Annotated in this window: 15 protein-coding genes; 6 read left to right on the forward strand and 9 right to left on the reverse strand. The window is 59.8% G+C overall.

The genetic code is table 11. The features are described 5' to 3' along the window. Positions 1 to 79: 79 nt before the first annotated feature. From BKD70_RS09820 to glnE, 9 genes are all read right to left on the reverse strand, one after another. The gene (locus BKD70_RS09820; RefSeq protein ID WP_047273073.1) at positions 80 to 1,528 is read right to left on the reverse strand and encodes a lipopolysaccharide kinase InaA family protein; all 1,449 of its coding nucleotides are present in this window, start codon (positions 1,526 to 1,528) and stop codon (positions 80 to 82) included. Then, positions 1,528 to 2,280, reverse strand: coding sequence for a lipopolysaccharide kinase InaA family protein (locus BKD70_RS09825; RefSeq protein WP_047273072.1), 753 nt, complete (start codon positions 2,278 to 2,280; stop codon positions 1,528 to 1,530). Before BKD70_RS09825 ends, BKD70_RS09820 begins: the two co-directional genes overlap by 1 nt. After that, positions 2,277 to 3,011, reverse strand: coding sequence for a lipopolysaccharide kinase InaA family protein (locus BKD70_RS09830; protein ID WP_047273071.1), 735 nt, complete (start codon positions 3,009 to 3,011; stop codon positions 2,277 to 2,279). Before BKD70_RS09830 ends, BKD70_RS09825 begins: the two co-directional genes overlap by 4 nt. Beyond that, positions 3,011 to 3,817 carry a lipopolysaccharide core heptose(I) kinase RfaP gene (gene rfaP / locus BKD70_RS09835; protein ID WP_047273070.1) on the reverse strand — a complete coding sequence of 269 codons (807 nt, stop codon included), beginning with the start codon at positions 3,815 to 3,817 and terminating at the stop codon, positions 3,011 to 3,013. Before rfaP ends, BKD70_RS09830 begins: the two co-directional genes overlap by 1 nt. Beyond that, positions 3,817 to 4,938: a glycosyltransferase family 4 protein gene (locus BKD70_RS09840; RefSeq protein ID WP_047273069.1), complete on the reverse strand. Its 1,122-nt coding sequence runs from the start codon at positions 4,936 to 4,938 to the stop codon at positions 3,817 to 3,819. The genes rfaP and BKD70_RS09840 overlap by 1 nt, the downstream gene beginning before the upstream one ends. Then, complete coding sequence (gene waaC, locus BKD70_RS09845) at positions 4,938 to 5,999, reverse strand: lipopolysaccharide heptosyltransferase I (RefSeq protein ID WP_047273068.1); 1,062 nt, start codon at positions 5,997 to 5,999, stop codon at positions 4,938 to 4,940. Before waaC ends, BKD70_RS09840 begins: the two co-directional genes overlap by 1 nt. Beyond that, positions 6,000 to 7,034: a lipopolysaccharide heptosyltransferase II gene (gene waaF / locus BKD70_RS09850; protein WP_047273067.1), complete on the reverse strand. Its 1,035-nt coding sequence runs from the start codon at positions 7,032 to 7,034 to the stop codon at positions 6,000 to 6,002. A gap of 155 nt (positions 7,035 to 7,189) precedes the next feature. Beyond that, positions 7,190 to 8,113: a branched-chain amino acid transaminase gene (locus BKD70_RS09855; RefSeq protein ID WP_047273066.1), complete on the reverse strand. Its 924-nt coding sequence runs from the start codon at positions 8,111 to 8,113 to the stop codon at positions 7,190 to 7,192. Positions 8,114 to 8,197: 84 nt separating this feature from the next. Beyond that, positions 8,198 to 11,170, reverse strand: coding sequence for a bifunctional [glutamate--ammonia ligase]-adenylyl-L-tyrosine phosphorylase/[glutamate--ammonia-ligase] adenylyltransferase (gene glnE / locus BKD70_RS09860; RefSeq protein WP_047273065.1), 2,973 nt, complete (start codon positions 11,168 to 11,170; stop codon positions 8,198 to 8,200). Between the two features lie 383 nt (positions 11,171 to 11,553). On the opposite strand from glnE, the gene aceE reads away from it, so the two are divergent. The 6 genes from aceE (at position 11,554) to BKD70_RS09890 (ending at position 20,817) form a co-directional block, all read left to right on the forward strand. Next, positions 11,554 to 14,199, forward strand: coding sequence for a pyruvate dehydrogenase (acetyl-transferring), homodimeric type (gene aceE, locus BKD70_RS09865; RefSeq protein WP_047273064.1), 2,646 nt, complete (start codon positions 11,554 to 11,556; stop codon positions 14,197 to 14,199). Positions 14,200 to 14,210: 11 nt separating this feature from the next. Beyond that, positions 14,211 to 15,845 (forward strand): dihydrolipoyllysine-residue acetyltransferase, encoded by a 1,635-nt coding sequence (aceF, locus tag BKD70_RS09870; RefSeq protein ID WP_047273063.1) that lies wholly within the window; start codon positions 14,211 to 14,213, stop codon positions 15,843 to 15,845. A 438-nt stretch (positions 15,846 to 16,283) separates the two neighbouring features. Then, positions 16,284 to 18,365: a type VI secretion system tip protein TssI/VgrG gene (gene tssI, locus BKD70_RS09875; RefSeq protein WP_047273062.1), complete on the forward strand. Its 2,082-nt coding sequence runs from the start codon at positions 16,284 to 16,286 to the stop codon at positions 18,363 to 18,365. After that, the gene (locus tag BKD70_RS09880; RefSeq protein ID WP_047273061.1) at positions 18,362 to 19,216 is read left to right on the forward strand and encodes a DUF4123 domain-containing protein; all 855 of its coding nucleotides are present in this window, start codon (positions 18,362 to 18,364) and stop codon (positions 19,214 to 19,216) included. Before tssI ends, BKD70_RS09880 begins: the two co-directional genes overlap by 4 nt. Then, complete coding sequence (locus BKD70_RS09885) at positions 19,213 to 20,001, forward strand: hypothetical protein (protein WP_047299341.1); 789 nt, start codon at positions 19,213 to 19,215, stop codon at positions 19,999 to 20,001. The genes BKD70_RS09880 and BKD70_RS09885 overlap by 4 nt, the downstream gene beginning before the upstream one ends. A 3-nt stretch (positions 20,002 to 20,004) precedes the next feature. Then, the gene (locus BKD70_RS09890; RefSeq protein ID WP_256542537.1) at positions 20,005 to 20,817 is read left to right on the forward strand and encodes a hypothetical protein; all 813 of its coding nucleotides are present in this window, start codon (positions 20,005 to 20,007) and stop codon (positions 20,815 to 20,817) included. The last annotated feature ends 9 nt before the right edge of the window (positions 20,818 to 20,826 follow it).

A 20,826-nucleotide genomic window follows, 5' to 3' on the forward strand; every position in this document is an offset into this window, starting at 1 on the left:
CTGGCACTGCGCCTGTCTGTCAGGCTCCGCCGAAAGGGGCGGGGCCTTGCAGAGGGGCGCGCGGGTCAAGCCACATCGATCAGCACGTAGGCAGGCGCTCGTCCAGCAAACGATGCAACGCTGAAGCCTGCGGCCAGTTGCGCATAAAGCGCGCCCTGTCACGGGCGTAGGCCGCGGAGAAGCTGGCAGTGCTGCGGTGCTGGCACATTGAGTCCAGATCAATCAGCGCCCAACGTCCGGGCGCCCGTGATGGGTCCCAAAACACGTTATGCCCCTTCAGATCACCATGGCTGATGCGCTCACGAATCAAGTCAGCAAACAGCTGATCCAGCGCCTGCAACTCGGCTTCTGGGGCATCGCCGCTCTCAACGTAAGGCGCAAAACGCTCAATGATGTCCGGCCCGGGCAAGTATTCAGTGACCAGATAGGCCTTGGTGCGCAACCACAAAAACCGGGTTTCCAACAGTGCCAACGGCTTGGGCGTGGCGATACCGAGAAACGCCAGCCGATTGCCTTCACGCCATGAGTGCCAGGCGCGGCTTGGGCGCCAGAAGCGTTTAAGCCAATGGGCAACGCCCTTGATGTTGTAGCGTTTGATCACCAGCGTGCGACCGTCTACTTCAACCTTGCCGACACTGGCTGCGCCGCCGGTTTTGTAGAGATGGCCCTGATCGAGCAACGCATCAGCTCTGGCCAGCACCGGCACCATCGCCGCCTCTTCTTCACGTCGCACAGCCTGAAAGGACATCGCCCCACGTTGCACGCTGAACAACGAACAGTCGCGGCCGACCTTGTCGAGAAAGTCGTTCAGACGCCAGGCGCGCACTTTTTCGACGTGCTTGAGCAATGCTTCCAGCGGCAAGGCGTGCTCACCGTTACTGAGCAGGTAATGCACCAGCAACTCTTCGATAAACGGCTCAAGGTTTTTGGGCAACTGGGCGAAGAACACCCCCAGGTTTTCCAGCACCTTTTGTCGAGACAACGGCGTGCCCGCGGTTTCAACGCAAATACCGCCACCGTCGATGACGAACAGTTTGCCGTTTTGACGCAACAGGTTGTCCAGATGCAGGTCTTGCTGCCACACGCCTTTGAGGTGCATCCGGGCAATGGCTTCCAGGGCTTGCGCCAATACAGCTTGTTGCTCGTCTGCCAGCACCGGCAAATCCTCAACGGCGCGCCACGCGTCGCCCAGGCTCTCGGCGTGCTCCAGAAACTCAAACAGCAACCAGCCGCCCTCACCTTCCTGCAACCCGTCTGCCAGCAACAGCGGTGTAGTCAACCCCTGCTCGGCCAACACGCGCACACCCGTCAGCTCACGTTCAAAGTTGCGCGCAGCCTTGCTGCCGACCATCAATTTGGCCAGCACGGTGCGACCACGCCAGACACCGGCGCCGACATAGCGCTGGCCCGGCAAGACGCGCAACAACGTCAGCAGTTGCAAGTGCGCGGGCCCGGCGGCGTCCGCCAGCTCAATACTCAGCGGCAATCCCGGGGCACGCCCGGTTTTTTGCAGTTCGGATAGACGCATCAGCGGTTCTCCTTTTGATTACGACGCACATTCAGACGTTGATACCACGCCTCGACCAAACCGCTGTCCAGGGGCTGATCGAGATAAGCCGCCAGCATCGTACGCACGTCTGTTTCAGTCCAGACCTGCGCGCGACGCAGTAACGGCTCAATATCCTTGACCCGGTCGCGCTGGCCCAACAGCAACGGCCGGGTTTTTTCAAGGTCGATCAACTGCGCGCGGTACGCCGGGCCATCAGGCTGCAAGAAGATGTGCTTGGGGTAGAAACAGCCGTGCACCTGACGCACCTCGTGCAGACGCCGCGCCAGTTGGCCGCAGGCCTGCAAGATCGCCTGGCGCTGGGGTGCGCTCAACTGGGGCCATTGCTCCAGCAACGAGTCGAGGTCATTCCAGCCATCTAGCGCACGGGTCATCAGAATGGCCCGACGCTCGCCCCCGACTTTGCGCTCACCAAAAAACACCGCTTCCAGCGCGGGAATGCCTAACTGCTGATAGCGCTGAATATTACGGAACTCGCGGGCGAAACTCGGCTCACCCAACGGGCTGTGCAGCGTGCGGGTCAGGTAGTTGCTTTGACGTTTGAGGTAAAACCCCTGACCGTCGAGGTCCATGCGAAACACGCTGCTCCAGCCACCGCGACTGGTGTTGGGTTCGTCCACCGCATCGAGTTGCAGGTTCCACAACGCATCGAAATCCGCCAGTCCATTGCGCTCCAGCAAGGCGCGATCAGCGTCTGCCACAAAATCAGTCATTCCCGGCCCTCAAAAAAACGCACGATATGACGGACGCGTTCCTTGTCCGCCCCAGTGAGCGTCGTCCGCCCGGTGTATTGGAAATAAAACCGCAGGCGCTGGGTGGCCGACAGGTGGTATTTGGCCACTTTGTCGAGGCAGGCCAGATCTTTGGTGATGCGGTACTTGAGCCAGAAACCGCGCCAGAAGTCGCCGTTGGGGCAATCGATCAAATACAGCTGCGCCTGATCGTCGATCAGCAAGTTGCGCCACTTCAAATCGTTATGGGTGAAGCGGTGGTCATGCATGGTCTTGGTGTAACGCGCCAACTGGCGGCTGACTCCATCGACCCAACGCCGGTCCTTGAGCAACGGGTCGTTGTTGTCGGCCAGCTCCGAGAGGTCGCGGGTGTTGGGCAGTTCGCGGGTAATCATGGCGCCACGGGCGTAGGCGAGACCTTTACGCTCAAGGCCCCAGGCCACCACGTCAGCCGTCGGAATGCCCCACTTGGCGAACCGCTTGAGGTTCTGCCATTCGGACTTCACGCGCGGGCGGCCCAGATAGCGACGCAGCCCTTTGCCAGCCCCGGTGTAGCGCTTGACGTAATAATTCACGCCCTCGCGCTGAACGCGGATCACCTCCGACAGCGGATCGCGGGTCAGGTGTTCGCCCTTGAGCGCAAACACCGCGTCCAGGGTGCCAAAGTCGCGGGCCAGCGCGCTGTAGGCCGGGTCCAGATTCCAGCCCGCCATTACAGTGCATCCCCATAACGCACTTTGCGTTCGTAGAGTTTTTTCGCCTTGCCTTCCAGCCAGGCCAACAGACGGGCTTCATCGCGCAAGATCTGGCGCAGCGGCATCTGGAAATAACCACGCAAAAAACGCAGTTTGTCGCGCGGGGTCAAGCCGATGTCCAGCGCCGAAAAATACAGCGCTGCCAAGTCTTTGTTGCGCCAGCGGCGGCTGATGACCGGGCGGGTCTGGGCGCGGTGCAAATCGATGATCGACAGACGGAAATTGTCCGGCGTCACCGGTTGGTCGGTGTGCAGCAAAAAGTGGCAAATGTAGCAGTCGCGATGGTTGACGCCTGCGCGGTGCATCATGCCGGTCATGCGCGCCACTTCAGCGATCAGCGCGTGCTTGAGCCGGGGCTGAGGCGGTTGCTTGACCCAGTTGATGCTGAAATCTTCAAGGCTGACCGTGGGCGCCAGTTCTTCGGTGATGATGAACGAGTGCTGTGCGGCCGGGTTGCTGCCTTTCTCGCCATAGGCCACGGCGGTCATGGTCGGAACGCCGACCTCATGCAGGCGATTGATCGCCCGCCACTCCTGACCTGCGCCGAGCACGGGCAATTTGGCGGTCAGCAGGTTCTTGAACACTTCGCCCCAGCCAATGCCCCGGTGGATTTTGACAAAGAAACCACGCCCGTCGACCTCAGTACGCAACGTGCGTCGGCCTTCCAGCTCGCGGTAAACCTCGCCTTCCAGACGCTCGACTTCGGTGAACGCATCGCGCCCGGCCCATAAGCGCTTGAACGGTTCGGCAAGTATCAATTTCATCAGTGTTGCTCCGCCAGAATCACATCCGCAGCGTGCTGCGGCATGCTATAGAGGTCGGCCGTCTGCGCGAAGGCCAAGCCGTTTTGGCTCCAGGCCGCGCGCGCAGCATCATCGGACAACATGTGGGTCAGGTACTCATTGAGTTGCGCCTGCTCGAACGGCTCATCCAGCACACGCCCCGCATTCGCTTCGGCAATGTAATGGGCGTAACCGCATACCGCGCTGACCAGCACCGGCAAGCCGGCCACCAGCGCTTCAAGCAGTACGGTGCCGGTGTTTTCGTTGTAGGCCGGGTGAATCAGCACGTCCGCGCCCAACAGAAAGCGCGGGATGTCGCTGCGCCCTTTCATGAACTGCACGTGCTCGCCCAGCCCCAACGTGGCACTTTGCAATTGAAAGACTTTGGGGTCGTCCTGACCGATGACAAACAGGCGGGTGCGTTTTTTAAGGTCCGCGGGCAAGGCCGCCAGCGCTTTAAGGCTGCGATCCACGCCTTTGGTCTTGAAGCCAGAACCGATCTGCACCAGCAACAAATCATCGTCTGCCAGCTTGAACTCACGCCGGAAATCCGCGCGAATGTCAGCCGCATTCGGCGGCGCACGGCGATCCAGCGCAATCCCCGGCGGCAGCAAATGGAAGCGCTCGATCGGGGTGCCGTAGTGCTTGATGAACAACGGTTGCTGGACTTCGGAAATCATCAGAATGTCGGTTTTAGCGTGCTTGTCGAACACCGCGCGCTCGTACTCGGCAAAGTGCCTGTAGCGCTTGAAATAGCGGTACATCGAGTGCCGCAGGTTTTGCGCCTTGTCTTCAAAACAGCCGTCAGCGGCGTAATAGACGTCCAGCCCCGGCATTTTGTTGAAGCCAATCAGGCGATCCACCGGGCGCTTGGCCAGGTCGGCCTGCATCCAGGCGAGCATTTTTTCATTGCGCGTGTGGTTGAAGAACGCCTTGACCGGCGCCACCAGCACTTCAAAACCCGGCGGGATATCGCCTTCCCAGATCATGGTGTAGACGCGGATCTGGTGCCCGCGTTTCTGGCACTCCAGCGCAATGCGCATGAAGTCCCGTTGCAGACCGCCAAACGGAAAGTATTTGTACAGGACAAAAGCCAGTTGCATCAGCGCAGTTCCTCAGCCAGTAACAACGTGCTTAATCGACTTGCGACACGCTCAGGGCTCAAACGAGTGAAGCACAAGGGCCACTCGGTTTTCAGGTCAAACCGCTGCTGGTCCTGTGCAGTCGGTGGGTATGTGCATTTTTTCTGCAGGCAAGGCGCGCACGGGAAATCGCTGGCGAGGTGGATTTGCGACTTGCCATAGGCGCCCGTCAGACCGGGGTTGGTCGGCCCGAACAGGGAAATGGTGGGCACATCCAGTGCCGCCGCCAGATGCCCGAGGCCCGTGTCCACCGCCACGCAGGCACTGGCGCCGGCCAGCACTTTGGCGACGCCTGCCAGGTTCAACTTGGGCAGCACCACCACGTGAGGCAACTCCCTGGCGATACGTTCCGCGCGGGCCTTCTCAGCCGGGTTGCCCCACGGCAAGCGCACCTGAACGCCCAGGTGCCCCATGCGAATGGCCAGGTCGCGCCAGTACACTTCGGGCCAGTGTTTGGTGTCCCACGTGGTGCCGTGCAGGAACAGGACAAACGGCTTTTGACGCGGCAACTCGACCAAGCGGTCGACATCCAGCCCGTAATCGCCCAAGCCTTTGGGCAAGTCGTAGCCCAGCGCAACGGCGAACAGCTGACGCAAACGTTCGACGGCGTGCTGGCCGCGCGCCACAGCCAGGCGGCGCTGGTAAAAGCGGCTGGCCAACGGCTCCCGGGCCGAGTCGCGATCAAACCCTGCGACGGGCGCCTTGACATAGCGGGTCAGCCACGCACTTTTGAGCAAACCCTGCGCGTCGATTACCAGATCGTATTTTTCAGCGCGCAAGCGTTGCTTGAAACGTCGCCATTCGCCGCTTTTGATGGTTTCCCAGAGGTTCTTGCGCCAGCGGCGGATGGCCACGGGAATCACGTTGCCCACTGACGGGTGCCAGGTCGGGATCTCGGCAAAGCCTTCTTCCACCACCCAGTCAAACGTGATGCCCGGAATCGCCCGCGCGGCGTCGGTCAGCGCAGGCAATGCATGAATCACATCCCCGAGGGATGAGGTTTTCACCAACAGGACGCGCACCTAGTGAACCTCGACCGGTGAGCCCTGCAAACGCTGCAAGGCGTCTACGACGAGTTGCGGCATCAGTTCGCGCAGGCAGTTGTAATGACCGAAACGGCAGGTGCGTTCAAAACACGGGCTGCATTCGAGCCCCAGGCGCACGATCTCAACCTTGTCGGCCAGCGGCGGGGTGAAACCCGGCGAGGTTGAACCATACACGGCCACCAGCGGGCGATTCAGCGCAGCCGCCACGTGCATCAGGCCCGAATCGTTGGACACCACGGCGTCGGCACAAGACAACAGATCAATGGCCTCGGCCAGCGAGGTGTCGCCGCTGAGGTTGACAGCCTCTTCACGCAAGCCGGGGATCAAGCGTGCGCGGATCTCTTCGCCCACCGCGTGATCGTTTTTCGAACCGAATAGCCACACCTGCCAGCCTTCGCGGATCTTCTGTTCAGCGACGTTGGCGTAGTGTTCAGACGGCCAGCGCTTGGACTCACCGAATTCCGCGCCTGGGCACAACGCCAGCACCGGGCGGTCGAGGGTCAGGCCAAAGGTGTTGAGCGCGGCGTCGCGGCTTTGCGGGTCAATTTGCAAGGCCGGGCGCGGGTACGGCGTAGGCAACGCGGCGCCCGGCGCATACGCCAGCGCCATGAAGCGCTCGATCATCAGCGGGTAGCGTTCTTTGTCGAGCGTGCGCACGTCGTTCAGCAGGCCGTAGCGAAATTCGCCGCGCCAGCCGGTGCGCTTGGCAATCCCGGCGAAAAACGGCACCAGCGCCGATTTCAGTGAATTGGGCAGCAGGATGGCCTGATCGTACTGACCCTTGAGGGACTTGCCGATCTTGCGCCGCGTGGCCAGTTCCAGTGCGCCGTGGCCGAGCGGAAAGCTCAAGGCCTGGCGAACTTCAGGCATGCGCTCGAGAATCGGCCGGCTCCACTCAGGCGCCAGCACATCGATTTCGCACTCTGGGTGACGCTGTTTCAGGCACTGGAACAGTGTCTGCGCCATCACCATGTCACCGACCCAGCTGGGCCCAACGATCAAAATTTTCATAAGTTTCCATAAACAAGCAAGGGAGGCATTCGCCTGATGCTCGCCAGTCAAGGGCCATCAGCCGCAAGAGTGAGCGAACTCGCTCGTGCAGGGGCAGCCTGTTCTTAACTGGCGGGTCTCAGGCTTTCGCCTCCCCGCTGTGATGCCATTTCGCTTTATTTGACCAGTGTACGCCACTCGGCGTGGGCCGACGTTTTGCCGGTAACCAGATCAAAGTAAGCCTTTTGCAGTTTTTCAGTGATCGGACCACGACGGCCGATCCCGATTTGACGCCCGTCGACTTCACGAATCGGCGTCACTTCAGCGGCCGTGCCGGTGAAGAACGCTTCGTCGGCGATGTACACCTCGTCGCGGGTGATGCGTTTTTCAACAAATTTGTAACCCAGCTCGGTGGCCAGGGTCAGGATCGTGCTGCGGGTGATGCCATTGAGGCACGCGGTCACGTCCGGGGTGTAGATGACGCCATCCTTGACCAGAAACACGTTCTCGCCCGAGCCTTCGGCCACGAAACCTTCCGGGTCCAGCAACAGCGCTTCGTCGGCACCGCCGGAAATCGCTTCCTGCAGGGCCAGCATCGAGTTGATGTAGTGACCGTTGGCCTTGGCACGGGTCATGGAAATGTTCACGTGGTGGCGGGTGAAGGAGCTGGTACGCACCTTGATCCCGACTTCCAGTGCTTCGGCGCCCATATAGGCACCCCAGCTCCACGGCGCGATGATCACGTGGACTTTCAGCCCGGTGGCACGCAGGCCCATGGCTTCAGACCCGTAGAACACCATCGGGCGAATGTAGGCGCTGTCGAGGTTGTTTTCACGCACCGCCACGCGGGTCGCTTCGTTGATTTCGTCTTTGCTGAACGGGATCTTCATGCCCATGATGTGGGCCGAATCGAACAGGCGGTCAGTGTGCGCCTGCAGGCGGAAAATCGCGGCGCCCTGCGGGGTTTCGTACGCACGCACGCCTTCAAACACGCCCATGCCGTAGTGCAGGGTATGGGTCAGCACGTGGGTTGTTGCGTCACGCCACGGCACCAATTTGCCGTCATACCAGATCACACCATCACGATCAGCCATCGACATCATTACGCTCCTCAAAGAATCCAGCACCTGCGCCTTGAGACGACAGGCAAATTGGACGGACCTTATGGGCCCGCCGGATACGTTTTACAGCTTTAACTCTGTGTTCTGGCTGACCGGGCCCAGGCCCAGCTCAGACCAAATGCGCCGTACGTTCTGACGTTCGACGACAAACTGATCGCCCGTGACCACCCCGGCTTCCTTCTGCAAGGCCTGGCGGTGGGCAACGGCACGAAAGGCCTTGTAAGCCTCGCGCAGCAGGCTGGCATCGGCGGCGGGCATCAACCCGGCCTCTTCCAGCCCTTCCAGAATGCGGATGTTATCGGTGAAACGGAGCAACTGCGGGTAGTCCCGCGCCCATGCAAGGGTCGCGTATTGCACCATAAATTCAATATCGACGATACCTCCGGCGTCCTGCTTGAGGTCGAACGGCACGGTGGCCTCGAAGGCGTTTTCACCCAGGCCGGCGGCGGTTATGCGCGTGCCGAGGTTGTCGCGCATCTTGGCCCGCATCTCGCTGACCTCCTGACGCAATGTGGGCAAGTCCCGCTCGCGGCCCAGCACGCTGGCGCGCACTTGCTCGAATGCACTGCCCACTTGCTTGCAGCCCACCAGCACACGGGCGCGCACCAACGCCTGATGCTCCCAGGTCCAGGCTTCGTTTTGCTGATAGCGCTCAAAAGCACCGAGGGAGCTGACCAACAACCCGGAAGCGCCTGACGGACGCAAGCGCATATCGACGTCATACAACTGGCCAGAGTTGGTTTGCGCGGTGAGCAAGTGAATGATCCGCTGCCCCAGGCGGGTGAAAAACTGTGCGCTGTCGATGGGTTTTGGCCCGTCGGTATCGGCGTTCGGGTCGCCATCGTGGATAAACACGAGGTCCAGATCAGAGCCGTGCCCCAGTTCGATACCGCCCACTTTGCCGTAGCCGACAATAATAAAGCCGGGGTCGCACAGGCTGCCGTCGGTGCGCTGCGGCGTGCCGTATTTGGCCACCGTCTGACGCCAGGCCAGCGCCAGCACTTGTTCCAGAATGGCCTCGGCCAGCCATGTCAGGTAATCGCTGACCTTCATTAAAGGCAGGCTGCCCGCGATTTCCGACGCCGCCACGCGCAAACGGTGCGCCAGCTTGAAGTTACGCAGCGCTTCCATCTGCTGTTCCAGGTCATCTTCCGGAATGCGCGTCAGGCGCTCACGCAACTCCGCAGCCAGCTCCGGTGCCAGGGGCGGCTTGAACAGACGGCCCTCATTAAGCAACTCATCGAGCAGCAGCGGAAAGCGCGTGATTTGCTCAGCGATCCACGGGCTGGCCGCACACAAGGTCAACAGACGGCGCAGCGCGTCGGGGTTTTCGGTCAACAGCACCAGATACGCCGAGCGACGGGCCACGGCTTCCACCAGCGGCAACACCCGTTCCAGCACCAAATCCGGGTTGGCGTGTTCAACCGCTTGGGCCAGCAGGCGCGGGATAAACGCGTCGAGACGTTCCCGCCCCAAGCGCTGCATTGCGCGCAGTTGCGGACTGGAACGCAGACTGGCCAGTTGTTTCAGTGCCTTGGGCGCGTCGACAAACCCGGCCTCTTCAAGTTGAACGCACGCCGCTGCATCGTCCTGAACTTCTTCCCACAGCGGCAACCATTCCCCGCCGACAATCAGCTCACCGTCATCGATGTCTTCTTCGTCGTCCGGGTCGGCAATCACCTGACGGAAATGCCAGTCAATTCGCCCTCGCCACGCCATCAGTTGCGCGTGAAACGCGGCCCAACTGTCAAACCCCATCATGAACGCAATGCGCGCCTGGTCCAGCTCGCTGTCGGGCAGCATCTGGGTCTGGCGATCGGCAATCGCCTGAATCGCGTGCTCGGTGTAGCGCAAAAATTCATAGCCTTCGCGCAATTCAGCGACCACAGCGGCAGGCAAATAGCCTTGCCCCTCCAGAATGCTCAGCACTTTGAGCAGCGGGCGCTGTTGCAGGCTCAGGTCTCGCCCCCCGTGAATCAACTGGAAGGCCTGAGCAATGAATTCAACCTCGCGAATCCCGCCCGCCCCCAGCTTGATGTTGTCGGCCATGCCTTTGCGCCGCACTTCCTGCTGAATCAGCTGCTTCATGGTGCGCAGCGCTTCAATCGCCGAAAAATCGAGATAGCGCCGGTACACGAACGGGCGCAACAGATCGAGCAATTGCGCGCCCATGACTTGATCGCCTGCCACCACGCGGGCCTTGATCATCGCGTAACGCTCCCAGTCGCGGCCCTGGTCCTGGTAATACTGCTCCAGCGCATTGAAGCTCAGCACCAACGCCCCGGACGAGCCATACGGACGCAAACGCATGTCGACGCGGAATACAAAACCGTCGACGGTCATGGGGTCCAGCGCTTTAATCAGGCGCTGGCCCAACCGAATGAAGAACTCCTGATTGTCCAGCGGGCGCTTGGCGCCGACCGTTTCGCCCCCTTCGGGGTAGGCGAAGATCAGGTCGATGTCCGACGACAGGTTCAGCTCCACCGCCCCGAGCTTGCCCATGCCCAGAATCACCATCGGCTGGGGCTCGCCACTGCGCTGCCCGATCGGTGTGCCGAACTGCTGGCAATGACGTTCGTACAGCCAGCGATAAGCCTGATCGATGCAGGCATCGGCCATGTCCGACAGGTCGCGGCAGGTTTCGATCAAGTCCGCCTGGCGGGTCAGGTCGCGCCAAATGATGCGCACTTGCTGCCGCGTGCGCTGGCGACGCAACACGCGAGCCAACTCCTCATCGGTTTGCGCCTGCTGCACAGCGGCAGCAATTTGCCCGCACAGCTCGCCAGGCGCGAAGTTGCGGTCCAGCTCACCGAAGCTCGCCAGCTCCAGCAACATCATCGGGTCGCGCACCGCCTGCTCAATAAAGAAGTCACTGGCCGCACTGACGCGACTGAACGCTGCCCAACGCGCGTCAGACCAATCGTCCAGCCCCGGCCCGCCGTCAAGCCCGGCCACTGCAGCGCGCCAAGACTGTTCGGCACGGTTCGCAACGGGCATTAAAAGGGAGGGAATTGGAGCAAGCGACGGAAGGCTCATGGTCTATCCTTGATCGGCGAAGGGAATGCCGGGTACGGTGACAGGAAGAAACAGCGGTTTAATCCGACTGTCGAACAAAGGTTATAAATAGCTGACAATTGTTTTTTATTGGCACAAAACCTGCGACAACTCGGCAAAAAGATAAATTTCGCACCAACAGTATCGATTTTTCACACAAGCAAACAGGGGGCCGTTGAAGCCTATCCTGTAGTTTTACTACTGACTCACCCATTTGAAAGGCTGAAATGGCCAACGATTTGTAGTAAAACTACACAACCCCGGAATCTACTTCCGGCTATCCAAGAATTTATGTCGTCTGCCCACAAGGCCAGTCGCAAACTCAGGCAACCGATTCTGGAAGCCTTTCCGCCCTGGAGCAAGCCATGCAAGACCTCGATCCCGTCGAAACCCAGGAATGGCTGGACGCCCTGGAATCGGTTCTCGACAAAGAAGGCGAAGACCGTGCTCACTATCTGATGACCCGTATGGGTGAGCTCGCTACTCGCACCGGTTCGCAGCTGCCGTACGCCATCACAACGCCATACCGCAACACCATTCCCGTGACCCACGAAGCACGCATGCCTGGCGACCTGTTCATGGAACGCCGCATTCGCTCGTTGGTTCGCTGGAACGCCATGGCCATGGTTATGCGCACGAACTTGAAAGATTCTGACCTGGGCGGTCACATCTCCAGCTTCGCTTCCAGCGCAACCCTGTATGACATCGGCTTCAACTACTTCTTCCAGGCCCCGACCGAAGAACACGGCGGCGACCTGATCTACTTCCAGGGCCACACCTCCCCGGGCGTTTACGCCCGTGCGTTCATGGAAGGCCGCATCACCGAAGAACAAATGAACAACTTCCGCCAGGAAGTCGACGGTCAGGGCCTCTCGTCCTACCCGCACCCTTGGCTGATGCCTGACTTCTGGCAGTTCCCGACCGTTTCCATGGGTCTGGGTCCGATTCAGGCGATCTACCAGGCACGCTTCATGAAGTACCTGGAAGCCCGTGGCTACATCCCGGCCGGCAAGCAAAAAGTCTGGTGTTTCCTGGGCGACGGCGAGTGTGACGAGCCGGAATCCCTGGGCGCCATCTCGTTGGCAGGCCGCGAAAACCTCGACAACCTGATTTTTGTCATCAACTGCAACCTGCAGCGCCTCGACGGCCCGGTTCGCGGCAACGGCAAGATCATCCAGGAACTCGAAGGCGTGTTCCGCGGTGCTCAGTGGAACGTGACCAAAGTCATTTGGGGCCGTTTCTGGGACCCGCTGCTGGCCAAAGACGTCGACGGCATCCTGCAACGCCGCATGGACGAAGTCATCGACGGCGAGTACCAGAACTACAAAGCCAAAGACGGCGCGTTCGTCCGTGAACACTTCTTCAACACGCCTGAACTCAAGGCGATGGTTGCAGACCTGTCCGACGACGAAATCTGGAAACTCAACCGTGGCGGCCACGACCCGTACAAGGTCTACGCGGCGTACCACGAAGCGGTCAACCACAAAGACCAGCCAACCGTCATCCTGGCCAAGACCATCAAGGGTTATGGCACCGGTGCCGGCGAAGCGAAAAACACAGCGCACAACACCAAGAAAGTCGACGTCGACAGCCTGAAGTTGTTCCGCGACCGCTTTGACATTCCGGTCAAAGACGAAGAAATCGAAAACCTGCCGTTCTTCAAACCCGAAGAAGGCAGCGCTGAAGCCCGCTACCTGAGCGAGCGTCGTACGGCACTGGGCGGTTTTGTGCCTCAGCGTCGCGCCAAGAGCATGAGCATTCCGACTCCGCCACTGGACACCCTCAAGGCCATCCTTGACGGCTCCGGCGATCGCGAAATCTCCACCACCATGGCGTTCGTGCGCATCCTGGCCCAGTTGGTCAAAGACAAAGACATCGGCCAGCGCATCGTCCCGATCATCCCGGACGAAGCCCGTACCTTCGGTATGGAAGGCATGTTCCGTCAGTTGGGCATCTACTCGTCCGCCGGCCAGCTCTACGAGCCCGTCGACAAAGACCAGGTGATGTTCTACCGCGAAGACAAGAAAGGTCAGATCCTCGAAGAAGGCATCAACGAAGCAGGCGCCATGAGCTCCTTCATCGCCGCCGGTACTTCGTACTCCAACCATAACCAGCCAATGCTGCCGTTCTACATCTTCTACTCGATGTTCGGCTTCCAGCGTATTGGCGACCTGGCCTGGGCCGCTGGCGACAGCCGCACCCGTGGCTTCCTGATCGGCGGCACCGCCGGGCGCACCACGCTCAACGGTGAAGGCCTGCAACACGAAGACGGTCACAGCCACATCCTGGCTGCAACCATCCCGAACTGCCGCACCTACGATCCGACCTACGGCTATGAGCTGGCGGTGATCATTCAGGACGGCATGAAGAAGATGACCGAAGAGCAACAGGACGTCTTCTACTACATCACCGTGATGAACGAGTCCTACCAGCAGCCAGCCATGCCGGCCGGTGTCGAGCAAGGCATCGTCAAGGGCATGTACCTGCTTGAAGAAGACACCAAGGAAGCCGCTCACCACGTTCAACTGATGGGCTCCGGCACCATCCTGCGTGAAGTGCGTGAAGCTGCGAAGATCCTGCGTGACGAATTCAACATCGGTGCTGACGTGTGGAGCGTTACCAGCTTCAACGAACTGCGTCGCGACGGCCTGGCCGTTGAACGTGCCAACCGCCTGCACCCTGGCCAGAAGCCACAGGTCAGCTACGTTGAAGAGTGCCTGAGTGGCCGTAAAGGTCCGGTTATCGCGTCGACTGACTACATGAAGCTGTTCGCTGAACAGATTCGCCAGTGGGTGCCGGTCAAGGAATTCAAAGTGCTGGGCACTGACGGTTTCGGCCGCAGCGACAGCCGCAAAAAACTGCGTCACTTCTTTGAAGTAGACCGTCACTTCGTGGTGTTGGCAGCCCTTGAAGCGCTGGCTGACCGTGGCGATATCGAACCCAAGGTGGTGGCTGAAGCCATCGTCAAGTTCGGCATCAACCCGGAAAAACGCAACCCACTGGACTGCTGAGGAGAATATTTGTGAGCGAACTCATTCGAGTACCTGACATCGGCAGCGGTGAAGGTGAAGTCATCGAACTGTTTGTAAAGGTCGGCGACCGCATTGAAGCCGACCAGAGCATCCTGACGCTGGAATCGGACAAGGCGAGCATGGAAATCCCTGCGCCCAAGGCCGGTATCGTCAAGAGCCTGAAAGTTAACCTGGGCGACCGCCTCAAAGAAGGCGACGAACTGCTGGAGCTGGAAGTCGAGGGCGCCAGCGCGGCGCCTGAAGCCGCCGCTCCGGCCGCCGCTGATGAGCCTGCCAAAGCCCCTGCCGCAGAAGCGCCAGCCGCCCAGGCACCCGCCGCTGCGGCCCCGGCAGAAGCCACCGTGCAGGACATTCACGTCCCGGACATCGGCTCGTCGGGCAAAGCCAAAATCATCGAGATTCTGGTCAAGGCTGGCGACACCGTTGAGGCCGATCAATCGCTGATCACCCTCGAATCCGACAAGGCCAGCATGGAAATTCCATCGCCAGCTGCCGGTGTGGTGGAAAGCATTTCGGTCAAGCTCGATGACGAAGTCGGCACTGGCGATTTCATCCTCAAGCTCAAGGTTCAAGGCGCGGCGGCACCTTCTGCACCTGCGCCAGCCGCCCCGGCTCCGGCCAAAACTGAAGCGCCTGCCGCTGCAGCCCCTGCGCCAGCCGCCAAAGCCGAGGCAGCCCCTGCCCCGGCCGCAGCGCCTGCGCCAACAGGCGCCAAAGTTCACGCAGGCCCTGCTGTGCGTCAGCTGGCCCGCGAGTTCGGCGTCGAGCTGAACGCCGTGAGCCCGAGCGGTCCGCACGGGCGCGTCTTGAAAGAAGACGTGCAAGCCTACGTCAAAGCCATGATGCAGAAGGCCAAGGACGCTCCGGCCGCCGGTGCAACCGGTGGTGCTGGCATTCCCCCGATTCCGGCTGTCGATTTCAGCCGTTTCGGTGAAGTCGAAGAAGTGGCCATGACCCGCCTGATGCAAATCGGCGCGTCGAGCCTGCACCGCAGCTGGCTGAACATCCCTCACGTGACGCAGTTCGATCAGGCTGACATCACTGAGCTGGAAGCTTTCCGCGTCGCGCAAAAAGCCGTGGCTGAAAAGGCCGGCGTGAAACTGACCGTACTGCCCCTGCTGCTCAAGTCGTGCGCCCACCTGCTCAAGGAAATGCCCGACTTCAACAGCTCGCTGGCGCCAAGCGGCAAAGCCATCATCCGCAAGAAATACGTGCACATCGGCTTCGCCGTGGACACACCGGACGGCTTGCTGGTCCCTGTGATCAAGAACGTTGATCAGAAGAGCCTGCTGCAACTGGCTGCTGAAGCCGCTGCACTGGCTGCCAAAGCCCGCGACAAGAAGCTCACCGCTGACGACATGCAAGGCGCCTGCTTCACCATTTCCAGCCTCGGTCACATTGGCGGCACCGGCTTTACGCCGATCGTCAACGCGCCGGAAGTGGCGATCCTGGGTGTCTCCAAGGCAACCATTCAGCCTGTCTGGGACGGCAAAGCCTTCCAGCCCAAACTGATGCTGCCCCTGTCGCTGTCCTACGATCACCGCGTGATCAACGGCGCTGCCGCTGCACGTTTCACCCAGCGCCTGAGCCAGTTGCTGGCTGATATCCGCACCATCTTGCTGTAAGCCTGACCCCGGTCTTCTTCACCGAAGACCGGGGCCGCGCACTGTTTTCCGAGCGCCACGCTCGTACCTCAACCCCGCCCATTTGGCGGGGCTTTTTTTGCCCTAAAAACACCCTCAAAAACATAATAGCCCAAGGCCATTATGCGCAACTTCTTGCACACCTCATTGTGGATAAGTGTGTGGATACATCGCTGAAGCCCTTACTGTTCAATACATTCAAGCAAGTGCGCAAGAAGTTGCACAGTACTGCGCAACTTCTTGCGCACTTTTTCGAACTTTCCCTAACTTTTGACGGGTAAATTACCCCTCTAAAAATCCAAAAAAAAATAACTACCGTATAAACAAGGCGTTAAAAAACAGTGGCATGAAAGTTGATTACCCACTTAGCTCCCATTCAGGCCTGCGGGGCTGAATTCACTCTTTTCATGGGTAAAAAACATGTTCGCGCAGGCCAATACAGCTCACTTTTCCTTGCTCATCCCGAACGTGCGTAACGACTTCAAAGTCTTGGCATTCAACGGCAAGGAAGCGATCAGCCAGCTGTACGCCATTCGCATCGAGTTGGTCAGCGAAAATTCGAATATCGATCTGGAATCATTATTGTGCCAACCCGCTTTTCTACAGTTCGGCCATAAAGGCGAAGGGCTCCACGGCCATATCGAAGAGGTATACGTCGGGGAATCCGGCAAGCGCCTGACGCGTTATAGCGTCAGCCTTGTACCCGCCCTGCACTATTTGCAGTTCAGCCAGAACCCGCGCATTTTCCAGCACCTGAGCGTGCCGCAAGTGCTGGCCAAGGTGCTTGGGGGCCATGGCATCCAGGCAGATGCTTACGCCTTCAACGTCCACCACAGCCCGGTGCGTGAATACTGCACGCAATACGCCGAGACTGATTTTGAGTTCTTGCAGCGCCTGTGCGCCGAAGAGGGCATCGCCTGGCATCACCAGCACAGTAAAGACGGTCACTTGCTGGTCTTCACAGACACCCAGACCTACTTTCCTCTTTTGGGAGAAACGCCTTACCAACAAGGCACTGGCACCGTGGCCGACCACCCTGTGATTCAGCAGTTCTCCCAGCGCCTGAGCACCCGGACCAGCACCGTGACGCGTCGCGACTACGACCTCAAGCGCCCCAGCCTGCTGCTGCAAAGCACTTTCACGGCGGACGTTGCCCCCGCGCTCGAGGACTATCAGTACCCGGCGCTGATCGACACCGAGAAACGCGGCATGCAACTGGCCCGGCAAGCCCTGGAGCGCCATCGCAGCGACTATCGCCTGGCTGAAGGCCATAGCGATCAGCCCGTGTTACGCAGCGGCCACTTCTTCACCCTGACCCAACACCCGCGTAAAGCCTGTAACGACTTGTGGTTGCTGCTCAGCGTCCATCACGAAGGCCTGCAGCCCCAGGCGCTGGAAGAGTCCGTCAGCAGCGATGTGCAACCCGCAGATGGCTTCACCCAGGGTTACCGCAACCAGTTCAGCGCCATCCCGTGGGACGTGTTCTACCGCCCGCCCCTGACACCCCCGCGCCCTCCGCTCGTGACCCAGACCGCCCGCGTGACCGGCCCGGAGGGCCAAGAGATTTTTTGCGATGAACTGGGACGCGTGCGGATCGAGCTGCCATGGGACCGGGCCGAACTGGACAGCGACAAAAGCAGTTGCTGGGTACGCGTGTCATCGAGCTGGGCGGGCGAGCATTTCGGTGCCAGTACCATCCCCCGCGTCGGCATGGAGGTGGTGGTCACCTATGTCGAAGGAGACCCCGACAAACCGCTGATCACCGGCTGCGTGCCCAACACATCAACACCTGTGCCCTACCCGCTGCCGGCCAATAAAACCCGAACAGTGATGCGCAGCCACAGCTCGCCGCACACCGGCGGTTACAACGAACTGTCAATTGAAGACCGTGCCGGGCAGGAAAAAATCTTTCTGCGGGCACAGCGCGATCTCGAACACATCGTGCTGAACGACAGCGACACAAAAATCGGCCGCGACCGCGCCGAACACATCACCCGCGACAGCCGCAGCCTGATTGATAACGACCGTTTCGAGCAGGTTGGCGGCAACAGCACCAGCCTCATCAAAGGCAACGAACAGCACACCACCCAAGGGCTGCGCGACACCGTGATCGAAGGCAACGAGCAACTCTCGGTCACCGGCAACAGCAGTACCCAGGTCGACGGCACGTGGGTGATTCAGGGGGGAGCCCACGCCCATGTCACCGCGACCCACGTGGTAATCAACGGTGGGGCCAGCTTGACCCTGAGCGCGGGCGGCCAACACATCGTGATCAATGGCGGGGGTATTTTCAGCAGCGTGCCGATCGTGGTCGGCGGTGCGCCCGTGCCCGGCGTCGCGCCATTGCAGGCAGCCCAGGCGCAGGCCATCGCGGCCAAACCTCTGATTGCGCCCACACTGTCGGCCCTGATGAAGGCCAGTAAAGCCAAGGGGACTGACTTCTGCCCCCTCTGCGAGGCGTGCAAAGACGGCGTCTGCCTGCCGCAAGGAGCCACATCATGAGCCTCACCACCGTCGTGCAATGGATGAGCGAACAGCGTCAACTCGGCCAGGCCATTGCTCTGGTGCTGGACTCCGAAGACGAGCGCGAGACCCGTCAACAGTTGTTGCGAAGCTGCGATTACGAACGCTACTGCGGGGTCTATCACCAGACCCCGGTCAGCGAACTGGCCGATGCCGGGCCCTTTATCTTCATCATCGAGCCCCGGGAATACGCCGTGCTCGAAACACTGCTGGCCGAGCCGCAGCGCCACTGGGGCTGGCTGGCCAGCCTGCCCCAACAGCAACTGCCCGCCCTGACCCGGCACTGGCGCGAACGCATCATCACCGGCACCCGCCCGAATCAGGCGCTGTACCGTTTCCACGACAACCGGGTGCTGGCCCGGGCGCTGGCGTTCATGCCAGAAGACGCTCGGCCCGGCTACCTGGGGCCTGTCACCAGCGTGTGTTACTGGGCCCAATCGCGCTGGGACGTCACCCACAACCCCGCGCCCGGTGAACACCCCGTACCCGACCAACCGGCGTGGCTCAACGTCCCGGCCCCGCCGTTGCTGGCCATCGACATCCTGCACACCAATATCTACCGCTACCTGTGGGCCGAACGCAGCGATGAAATGCTCGCACTCAGCCAGCATCGAGACCCGGACGAGTGGCTGGCCGAGCAACTGACCCAAGCGCGGCACTGGAACTGGAACACGCCCGAACAGCTGCACTTTTTAGTGCTGCACCGTTTAGAGACCCTGGAGCGGCCGCTGATAAAAAACTGGTCCCCCCGCGACCACGAAACGCCCCAGGCCCACTTTGAGCGACTGTTGAGCGAAGTGCAGTTCTGGGCGGGAGAAACGCCCCTATGAAGCCCAACCTGCGTGCATGGCTCTTGAGCACCAGCATAAGCCTCCTTACCGGCTGCTCACTGACCCCACCCAAAACCTTCACCTTTCAGGCTGACGTGCCTGAAAACTTTACGGTGACCGGCACGGCCAACTACAAACCCGCGCCCGGTGAGACCTGCATCGCCCCCTCCGGCGAAGCGTTCACGACAGGCAGCCTGTTCTTCAAGCCGGAGCAACCCAAAACAGCCCATCAGGTTGAGTTCAAAGTCCCACTGACAGACGACGACCATGGCTGCTCGATGATACTGCGAGGGCTGAAGCTGATGATTGAAGGACAGTGGGGCAAACGTGAATTGGACATGAGTTTGGCGTCTGCTGGTTTTTCTATCAGTGATGAACCCTCTGCACATTTGCCCGCCAATTCGACACCACCGGTCCGCGTTTTTAAGAGGCAATGTCAGTGGTTTTTTCGAACAGCCGGCCCTAAGCGATTTATCAGAAAAATACTGCAATGCAAGGCCCTTGGTGCAAACGGCGAAATGGCAAAACCCATGATCGGCGGCAGCTTGCATCGCGATCAGCTGGCGGATTCAACAGTCAAGTTGGTGTTGTCTGTGGCGAAGGAAGAAGAACCTTACTTCAACCGCTACTGGATTAAGACAGCCGCCGGCTGGAAACCCTGTAAAGGGAATTGGGGGCGGGATATAGAAGAACTGTGCATAAGTCCCCCGCAATTTAAAAACTTCAAAATGCCTGACGGTCGCGATTGCACTGTTTATCCCAGCTGCACTGAACAAGAACAATAAACAATGAAAACACGTCTAAACATTTGCGATTGGAACGTGCGAATACCCGCCATCAACTGGGTGCAAACAGCGTGCCTGGGCGCTTTGGCTTTGGTGATGTCGGGCTGTTCCATGACCCCACCCAAAACCTTCACCTTTCAGGCTGACGTGCCTGAAAACTTTACGGTGACGGGCACAGGCAATTACATACCTGCGCCCGGAGAAACCTGCACGGGCCGATCCGGCAAACCGTTCCGCGTCGGTCGTCTGCACTTCAAGCCGGACCAGCCAAAAACGGCCCACCAAGTTGAATTTAAAGTGCCACTGACCGACAACGAACATGGTTGCTCGTCAGTGCTTCACAGTTTGAAGCTGACTATTGAGGGGCGGTGGGGGCCAGGCAGAGAGCATACTTCACAAGAATCTGCCAACTTCTCTATTTCAGATGAAACCTCGCAACAAGCCTCTACGCCTCAAGTGTTTGAAGGGCAATGCCAGTGGTTATTCAGAACTATGGGCCCATATCGCTACATCGTAAAAATCCCGATGTGCAGAGCCTTGAATGCAAACGGCGACATGGAAAAACGCATGATCGGCGGCCGCTTGCATCGCGATCAATTGGCGGACTCGACAGTCAAGTTGGTGTTGAGCGTGGCCAAAATTGAAATGCCTTACTACAAAGGCTGGTGGATTGAAACTCCAAAAGGGTGGAAAGCCTGTACAGGTGTTTGGGGCACCCAAAATGAGGAGCCTTGCACCAAGCCGTATAAATTCCTTGAGTCTTTCAAAATGCCGGGCGGTCGAGAGTGTACCGTTTATCCGAACTGTACAGAATAAGGAAAATAA

Source organism: Pseudomonas sp. BS-2016 (assembly GCF_001806145.1).
Classification (GTDB): domain Bacteria; phylum Pseudomonadota; class Gammaproteobacteria; order Pseudomonadales; family Pseudomonadaceae; genus Aquipseudomonas; species Aquipseudomonas lundensis.

What these genes read in the sequence shown, in the direction of transcription:
- BKD70_RS09885 (WP_047299341.1), top strand. Translation starts at nt 19,213, where the DNA reads ATGAAGCCCAACCTGCGTGCATGGCTCTTGAGCACCAGCATAAGCCTC.
- BKD70_RS09880 (WP_047273061.1), top strand. Translation starts at nt 18,362, where the DNA reads ATGAGCCTCACCACCGTCGTGCAATGGATGAGCGAACAGCGTCAACTC.
- tssI (WP_047273062.1), top strand. Translation starts at nt 16,284, where the DNA reads ATGTTCGCGCAGGCCAATACAGCTCACTTTTCCTTGCTCATCCCGAAC.
- BKD70_RS09840 (WP_047273069.1), bottom strand. Translation starts at nt 4,938, where the DNA reads ATGCAACTGGCTTTTGTCCTGTACAAATACTTTCCGTTTGGCGGTCTG.
- BKD70_RS09890 (WP_256542537.1), top strand. Translation starts at nt 20,005, where the DNA reads ATGAAAACACGTCTAAACATTTGCGATTGGAACGTGCGAATACCCGCC.
- BKD70_RS09855 (WP_047273066.1), bottom strand. Translation starts at nt 8,113, where the DNA reads ATGTCGATGGCTGATCGTGATGGTGTGATCTGGTATGACGGCAAATTG.
- waaF (WP_047273067.1), bottom strand. Translation starts at nt 7,034, where the DNA reads ATGAAAATTTTGATCGTTGGGCCCAGCTGGGTCGGTGACATGGTGATG.
- BKD70_RS09830 (WP_047273071.1), bottom strand. Translation starts at nt 3,011, where the DNA reads ATGGCGGGCTGGAATCTGGACCCGGCCTACAGCGCGCTGGCCCGCGAC.
- BKD70_RS09825 (WP_047273072.1), bottom strand. Translation starts at nt 2,280, where the DNA reads ATGACTGATTTTGTGGCAGACGCTGATCGCGCCTTGCTGGAGCGCAAT.
- BKD70_RS09820 (WP_047273073.1), bottom strand. Translation starts at nt 1,528, where the DNA reads ATGCGTCTATCCGAACTGCAAAAAACCGGGCGTGCCCCGGGATTGCCG.
- aceE (WP_047273064.1), top strand. Translation starts at nt 11,554, where the DNA reads ATGCAAGACCTCGATCCCGTCGAAACCCAGGAATGGCTGGACGCCCTG.
- glnE (WP_047273065.1), bottom strand. Translation starts at nt 11,170, where the DNA reads ATGAGCCTTCCGTCGCTTGCTCCAATTCCCTCCCTTTTAATGCCCGTT.
- rfaP (WP_047273070.1), bottom strand. Translation starts at nt 3,817, where the DNA reads ATGAAATTGATACTTGCCGAACCGTTCAAGCGCTTATGGGCCGGGCGC.